General features: G+C 43.0%; 7 protein-coding genes. 1 reads left to right on the top strand and 6 read right to left on the bottom strand.

What is annotated here, in order from left to right:
- Positions 1 to 917, top strand: a 917-nt coding sequence (locus RMO55_RS19650; RefSeq protein ID WP_310429473.1) for an MFS transporter, incomplete at its 5' end; no start/stop codon positions are given.
- 131 nt (positions 918 to 1,048) lie between these two features.
- Here the strand turns inward: RMO55_RS19650 and RMO55_RS19655 are convergent.
- From RMO55_RS19655 to RMO55_RS19680, 6 genes are all read right to left on the bottom strand, one after another.
- Positions 1,049 to 1,531 carry a hypothetical protein gene (locus tag RMO55_RS19655; RefSeq protein WP_310429475.1) on the bottom strand — a complete coding sequence of 161 codons (483 nt, stop codon included), beginning with the start codon at positions 1,529 to 1,531 and terminating at the stop codon, positions 1,049 to 1,051.
- A 143-nt stretch (positions 1,532 to 1,674) separates the two neighbouring features.
- The gene (locus tag RMO55_RS19660; RefSeq protein WP_310429477.1) at positions 1,675 to 2,133 is read right to left on the bottom strand and encodes a hypothetical protein; all 459 of its coding nucleotides are present in this window, start codon (positions 2,131 to 2,133) and stop codon (positions 1,675 to 1,677) included.
- A 154-nt stretch (positions 2,134 to 2,287) separates the two neighbouring features.
- Positions 2,288 to 2,761 carry a hypothetical protein gene (locus RMO55_RS19665; RefSeq protein WP_310429479.1) on the bottom strand — a complete coding sequence of 158 codons (474 nt, stop codon included), beginning with the start codon at positions 2,759 to 2,761 and terminating at the stop codon, positions 2,288 to 2,290.
- A 375-nt stretch (positions 2,762 to 3,136) separates the two neighbouring features.
- Complete coding sequence (locus RMO55_RS19670) at positions 3,137 to 3,718, bottom strand: hypothetical protein (protein ID WP_310429482.1); 582 nt, start codon at positions 3,716 to 3,718, stop codon at positions 3,137 to 3,139.
- A 270-nt stretch (positions 3,719 to 3,988) separates the two neighbouring features.
- Positions 3,989 to 5,206 (bottom strand): hypothetical protein, encoded by a 1,218-nt coding sequence (locus RMO55_RS19675; RefSeq protein WP_310429484.1) that lies wholly within the window; start codon positions 5,204 to 5,206, stop codon positions 3,989 to 3,991.
- A 159-nt stretch (positions 5,207 to 5,365) separates the two neighbouring features.
- Positions 5,366 to 7,669, bottom strand: a complete 2,304-nt coding sequence (locus RMO55_RS19680) for a hypothetical protein (protein WP_310429486.1) — start codon at positions 7,667 to 7,669, stop codon at positions 5,366 to 5,368.
- Positions 7,670 to 7,921 lie beyond the last annotated feature (252 nt).

The raw sequence follows: 7,921 nt of genomic DNA on the forward strand, positions 1-7,921 counted from the left end.
TCGCCCTGTTACTGGCTCGTACTGTATTTCAAAATATTCAGACACCAGCAACTCAATATCTGACGATTGGGGTGATTTGTGCGGTGATTTCGGTATTTCCGGTGTTCTGGTGCGTGTTTGGTACTTATGCTCGATCGCAAGCAGTATTAGCCCAACATCCAGAGGAGGCTGAACCCGTGACAGGCTCTCTCATATCAGAATTGCGGATCGTGTTTAGCAATCGACCATTTCTATTTGTAGTAGGGATTTATCTCTGTTCCTGGTTTAGTCTTCAACTGACTGCGGCAATTATTCCCTACTTTGTGGTGAGTTATATGCGCCTACCACTGCAAGACTCACCCCTAGTTATTTTAGCCGTCCAGGGTACAGCTTTGGGGATGTTGTCGGTGTGGAATTTGATCTCTCAAAAAGTAGGCAAAAAAGTGGCATACTTGTTGGGAACTAGCTGCTGGATCGTCGGTCAGGGGGGGCTATTCCTGCTTCAGCCTGGTCAAACTACGCTGATGTATGTATTTGCTGTCTTGGCTGGTGTGGGCGTGTCTACGGCTTATCTGATTCCCTGGTCGATGTTGCCTGATGTGATTGAGTTTGACGAGTTGCGGACGGGACAACGCCGTGAGGGGATTTTCTATAGCTTGATGGTATTCCTGCAAAAAATCTGTTTGGGTTTTGCAGTAGCTGGAGTGCTCCAAAGTTTGGAGTGGAGTGGCTACTTACATCCGACTGCGGCGGTTTCCGCACCAGTCCAACCAGAGGCTGTCTTAACCGCGATTCGGTTAGCCATCGGCCCAGCACCGACAATATCACTAATTTGTGGTCTAATTCTCGCTTATTTTTATCCGATTACGCGCGAAATGCACCAACAAATTGTCTTACAACTTCAGGAACGCCGCGAACGCACAGGGAATCGGGAGTAGAAGAGGTGGTGCGATCCGATCGATCCTAGCCCCCTAAATGATGGTAAATTCGATCTCACAATCCAAATTACATATTTTGGATTGCGAGATTTTAGGCAATAACAGTGCAAATAGTCGGAAGCAGATCGAGCTTATCGAGTCAGCGACACTGTGTGGCTACTTCCATTCGCACAGGTAAACTGAGGTGTGGTTTGAGTGATATCTGACTCGAATTTAGCCCGACCAATTTTGTGCGCATATATGACTTTGAAGAAGATTTTTTCGCCGCCAACGAAGGCCAAATCTCTAGTGACAACAGTAGAGTTACCAGGGTTGAGCACATCTCGCCCATTCAGACCGAAAAGCGGTTCTAAATGTTGAGTCTTCTTGTCAACATCTACATAGAGGAACTTCGTAGCTTTCACCGTATCCGTAGTGTTATTTTCGATTGTAATTTTTACATCTTTACAGGCTCCAGCAACTGCGGCATCTGTTGTACCTAGCAAGACACCAAACAACAATAAAGAAGACAATAAGATACTTTTATTGCTAAAAGATTTGACTGGTGGTTGAACCTTAACTCGTTGGGGTAGCTTGTGCTCTTGACGATCGATAAGATTAGCAATAAGTTTCATGTTAATACTCCTAAAATGATGGTAAGTTCGATCTAAGTATCTAAAGTCTGGGATTTAGATTGTAAATATTGGCAACCCGATCGAGCGATCTTGAATATATAGTTTGTCCCTCGATTCGAGCCAGGGTGACATAATTAAGCCTATTAATCAAGCTCAACTGTATGACTGCTGCCATTTCTACAAGTAAACTTGGGGGTAGTTTTAGTAATCGGTGGCTCGAATTTAGTCCCGCCAATTTTTTTCTCGTAGGTTACGCGGAATAACGTCTCATCGTTGCCAACGAATTCCAAGTTTCGAGTGTCAGTAAAAGATTTACGGGGATTGAGAAACTCTCGTCCATTGATACCCAAAATTAGTTCTGTCCGAAATTTATTCTTGTCAATGTCCTTGTACTCGAACTTCGTTATTTTAATCGTGTCTGAAGCCTTATTTACAAGCGTAATTTTGACATCCTTACATACGTCCCGAGCGAATGCCCGATCTGTTGTACTTAGAAAGATACCAAACAGCAATAGAGAAGATAATAAGGCTTTTTTATTGCTCGACAATCTGACTGGTGGTTGAAATTTAACTCGACTGATAAGATTAGAAATAAGTTTCATGGTGATTTTAGTTGGGGTAATGGATAAGATCGACACGGAGGATCGATCGATTCGGATCGGTTGTTAGGTTATGAATATTTATTAAGAATACTTAAAGCATTTTGCTTAGGCATAGTAGGTAAAATATATACCTTTCTTTCAATCTCGATCGTCATCAGATTAGAGGTTTTATGCGCGGGTCGCTATTGGGCAAACTAGGCACAGTATTGCTAGGAATAACGGTTACTTTTAGTAAAACTCGCTTGATTATTAACTTTTGATCGGTTAAAATTGTGACAATTTTTTGATGATTTCCAATACTCAATTCGCTCGAATTTAGTCTTGCATCTATTTCACCATGACGATTTGCGTCGATCTGACCGAGGTGAGTGTTCAGGCTAAATGGGTGGGGTGGAGTAACAACAAATTTACTATGACCGAGTGGGACTGTAACGTCGATTTTGAATGCTTTTTGATTTGCTGATGGTTGTTCTTTAAACCTGCGGATGCCAAAATCGACAACTTTATCAACTTGCTGTTGGGCGAGGGCGATGTTGGCTCTAGACGGCGGTTCAGATCGGGCGAGAAGTGACAACGAGAGAATGGGTAAGATCGCGACTAGCGGTAAAAGTAGAGAATTAAGTTTCATGGTTTCGATCCGAGGGTAATGAGTAGAGATTAGCAGGAAAGATAAGATCTTCATCGATCGGCTATTGTCTTTAGTACGGAGCTATCAGCAGATTGGATTTAAAAATCTGAAAACTGGTATTTTCTCAATTTTATTCGATCTTTATCCTGATATTTTTTGATCGGGTTTGAGTAACCCATCCAAGATTTATAGAGCTTCATCGGGAGTCATAAGTCGGGATGGGGGATGAACTAAATAAGGTAAATTGTTGCTACCACCACCATCACATCCGATCGGGATCGAGGTAGTCAATTTTGATAAAAATACCATCAACCAATACTTTGGTTAATGGCGTGAAAAGATTAAGTTCGATCGATTGTACAGAGCGTGGCGATCTTATTTGACGTTGTAATAGCGACCAGATTCATCGTAATAGTTACCAGATCGATCGTAATTATAGTCCCCGCTAAAATACTGGCGATATTCAGGATGCTTCTCAGCATCATAATACTTCCCATCCCGATCGAAATAGTCACCACGGCTACCGACGTAAATATGAGAGTTACCTAGCTTGTAATAATGATATTTCCCATAATATTTTTTGCTACCGCTGCGATTTCCGTCCTCCTGCATGGATTTGTAATAGCGACCAGATTCATCGTAATAGTTACCAGATCGATCGTAGTTATAGTCCTGGCTATAATACTGGCGATATTCAGGATGCTCATCAGCATCATGATACTTTCCATCTCGATCGAAATAGTCACCACGACTACCGACGTAAATATAAGAATTACCTAGCTTGTAATAGTGATATTTCCCATAGTATTTGTTGTGGTTTTTCTTGCGATGTCCACCATCTTGATGTTTGCGACCACCTTTGTGTCCGCCACCATCTCCGTCTCCCGCAACAGCAGGTAACGATGCTCCAATCGTCGCCAGAGTCAATGCAAGTGCGAGTAAAGATTTTAATTTCATCTTAGAGATTTCTCCAAATTTATTGATTTGTTTGTTCGTATTAATGACTACATTTTATTCTGACTGATTCCAGCAAACAAGTTAAATTTTGAATAATTAACTATTTTTTTAAGTCACTGTTTTGTATTTTCATAACAAATAATCAGTCGATTTTTCATCTATCACGAAATAGTAATCGTAGCGAACTGATGTTCGATTACCGACGGTTAGAGTAACCCACGATCTTGTGTTCGGGATTATCTATAGTACGGATGTGAAGGCTAAATGGATTTACTTTTTTGCTTTTAATTGCAAATTTCGAGTTTCTGACTCTGTTAATAACGATCCATCAGCTTTGAGAGCTTGAACTTTCCAACTCAGATCCGATCCTTTAGTTTTTTTCAGCCAAGGTGGCGCGAGATAACTGGTGGTACTTTTTGACAGTACTGCTGAGAAAATTAGTCGATTTGACTGATTCACTTCCAATTTATAACCCTTCGCCCCATCGATTCCTTTCCAGCTAAAACGCAATTGTTGCTCGGTGGGTATTTGAGCGTCGGGATCTGGTTGAAGGAGAGCAATTTGCTGGGAATTAGAGACAATCGATTGACGTAATATCGGCATTGGAAATCCCGCTACCCCTCCGGTCGGTACGATACTGATATTGTTGAATGAAGTCCCCGCTGAATTGTCAGTTGCTTCAATCCGTAGTAAAACCTGATGCAGTCCCTTCGAGCCTTTCGGTAAAGTAGCTGGATCTGGTCCTGGGAGAAAGATTTTGCCGTTTGGTTGTAAAAATAGATCGAATCGCTCCAGCAGTGTATAGCGTCGTTGCAAACCCCGTTGTTCGAGGGGTAAAGTTGCCTCCGTTAACAAGTCTCGCTGCGTCGGTGGCGCGTCTCCAGGTAAAACTACTTCCCATCTGCCTTTGAGTCTACCCGTGCCGTTGTAGGCGATGTTAGCACCAAATCTGGGCAAGGTTTCGCCACTACCGATTGGTGGTACTGTTTGACCATTGGCTAATTGATAGCGGACGCTGGTAATACTCAGCGGTACTCCCGCGCCGGAGCTGGTTAATCGACAGGTGACGGCGACGTATTCATCAATACCGCCATTCGTACTCACTAATCTCCTCACGTAGAAGAAGTCAGCTTGGTTCCCTCGCGCAGCATCTTGGTAAGCCTTGCGAGTAATTGAGGCGGGAATGCTCATAATGTCAGTATAGTTATTGACCCCGCTCAATTGTCCGCGATTATACCGTCTGGGCAATCGTCCATAGACTGTACCTGGTACGCAGGAGCCATTGGCATTGATTGCACCGCACCATTGAGCATCCGCCGGAATTTGGTTATTTAAGCCGAGGAAGGTAAGGAAGACGGTAGTCGGCGCGAAGGTACTGACGTTTACTCCTGTGGGGCTGACAGTAGCAGCCTGAAGCGGGCGAGGGTTGATGAGCGCGATGCTAGAGAGCGAGATTGTTGCAGCAATTAATTTGTTGATGGTTTTCATAGTAGAGCGGGGCGGGGAGCGGGGAGCGGGGAGCGGGGAGCGGCAAGGGACTGATGTTGAATGTGTTCCTTTACCCTTTCCCCTACTTCACTAGAGGCAAAATCTCTAGTGAAGTAGGGGAAAAGGGACGGGTTTTCAACGAAATCGCTAGTTTCATTTTTAAAAACTCAAACTGAGTCCAGCACTAATTGTGTCGATCGAGGCATTAGTATTAACATTATTCTGGCGATCTTGATTAATCGTTGATTGTTTGCCATAGCGGATAAATGTACTGCCAGGAATTTCTTGCCCGAGCGAGTTGAGTTTGAAATTCCAAGTTAGCAGCAACTCTAAGGATTCACCCCGATTGAAAGCTTGCCCGATCGAGTCGGAATCATCACTGCGATTATAATTAAAAGCAACCAGCGTACCGGGCACAAATTCCCAACTGACACCGAGAGTCGGACTATTAGTAAATTTGGTAATTTGCTGTCCGAAATTAGCCGCGTTGATGAAGTTGTAGCCGAGATTGAGGCGGAGCTGGGGACTAGCTTGCCAACTAGTTGATACTTGGTGCGTGATGTTGCGAGTATCAGCATTTTCCTGTCCTACTTGACGGTTATCTTGCACGGCATTGGCATATTTGTAATTAAAATTCACAGTGCCAACCGTCCAATCCAATCCTACTTGATGGGTAGTATTAAGCTGGTTGGGAATTTGGGCGGGATTGTTAAAGCCGCCGCCTACCGCAGCGGCAACCGATCCTGATTGGTTAGTGTGTTGAATACCGTAGGTAACAGTTGGCAGTAATTGATTTTTTTCCTGTAAAAATGCCTGAAGTGGAAAAGTTAGATTGATATTTGTATTGCGATTATTAGTTCTGAGGAGAGTGGGTATATTAGCAATATTATTATTAGAAAAGTTCTGCTGAAATTGGGCGGTAGCTCCAGCAATATTCATGTTTAGCGAGTACTGAGTTTCTAATTTATCGGCTTGAAGACTCGTCCCCAATGTCCCAAATTGCGGATCGATTCGCTCGGTACGAAAATTAATAGAAGCAGATAAAGTGCGATCTCGATCGATCTTAATATCCTTGAGTAAATCGTAACTAGCTTCTGCATACCAAGCATTCTTATTCGCAGGTTCGAGCGGGACATCATTCAATCCCTGACTTAATTCTGGATCGTTAGCTGGTAAACTTGTAAACGTACTATTCGCAAAACCAGCATCAGCTTTGATCCTGCCTGTATCATCTCCCCCTGTGAGTCTGACTCCCACCCCCGAACTTTTTTCAGCATCGACTATTTCGCCGACATTAAAGTTCGCAACTGGAGCGCGAGAGCCAGTCATCCAAGTAGTTTCTAATCTCACACCAGCATTCTGATTTTGAGCTATTTGCAGTCCTAAAATCGCGCCTTCAAGCGTATTTTCATTTCGATCTAATCCAAAGATATTCTCAAAACCTACGATGCTAGTCGAACTAAGTCGCGCCACAGATAGATCGCTAAATTGATTGAGTTTGACTTTAGCTGATAGTCCCCGCGTACATAGATTATTCAGTAAAAATGGATGATTGCCAAAGCAGAGATTCCCGATCGCAAATTGGTTGTTTTCGTCACTAAACTCGACAGCATATTCACTCAGATCGATTTGGGATGCGCGTTCTTGAATTTCCCCAAATCGTAATGCTTCGGGCTGAAAAGTAGTCCCAACTATTGTAAATTTACCTTTTAATGTCGCTTTGTCAATTTTGTACTCACTAGACAAGCCTCCGGTAAAATCACCAGTCACAAATGTCGGGCGTTGCGAGGCATCAGCATCGGGGCTACGGTTTTCTAATAACTGAGATTTGAGATTGATACTAAATTTGGGTGTAACCGTAAAATTAGGTTTTGCTACTGATGGAGTTGTTTCTGGTGTAGAAGATGAGGGAGGTTTTTCTGCTGTTGGTGGAGTTATTTCTGGCGTAGAAGATGAGGGAGGTTTTTCTGTTGTGGGTGGAGTTGTTTCGGCGGTAGAAGATGAGGGTTTTTCTTCCGTTTTTTCTGGTGGAGATGATTCGGCGGTGGAGGGCGAGGGTGTTGTTTCTGGTGTTGGAGCTTGAGCTAAGGTTGGATTAACTTTGATTTGGAAGGTAGCGAGAGTATCCCAAATATCTGCCGATTGAATGTTATAAACAGTAAGAGTTTGCTCGCCGGTATTTAGCGGTACTAAACTCGATCGATATACCAATTCATCACCATCAATTTCGACTTGGGATGTGATATCAATATTTTCCAACCAGACAGCAATCCCCCCTGGCTGAGGTGGCAATCCTCGTACTTTTACCCTGAGAACATCACCGACTCTAAGATCTATTTTTTGAAGATTAGTTTCTACCTGATTCGATTGAGAATTAGGTGTCGATGCTTGTGCCCAGCAAGGAATAGTATTAAACCAGTAAAATAAAAATAACGACAGAACACCTTTTAGCAAAATTTGCATATCTGCTCCTTAAACATCGATCGGGTCAACTCAATTTTCCGAACACGTAAACTGTAGATTTAGGAAATTACTTATTGGTCTTCAAACCTTAACTAGCTTTAAGCTTTTAACAACACATCCTCCCGTAACAATTAAGCCGATCGATCCACAGACAGCACCTAGTAATGGTGTTAAATTAGCGATCGGATTAAACAGCGAACTAAACGAACTTAAGCCCGCCGTAACCCCACTAAAATAGAGTCCAACAGCTAA

The organism is Chamaesiphon sp. VAR_48_metabat_135_sub (assembly GCF_031418915.1).
Classification (GTDB): domain Bacteria; phylum Cyanobacteriota; class Cyanobacteriia; order Cyanobacteriales; family Chamaesiphonaceae; genus Chamaesiphon.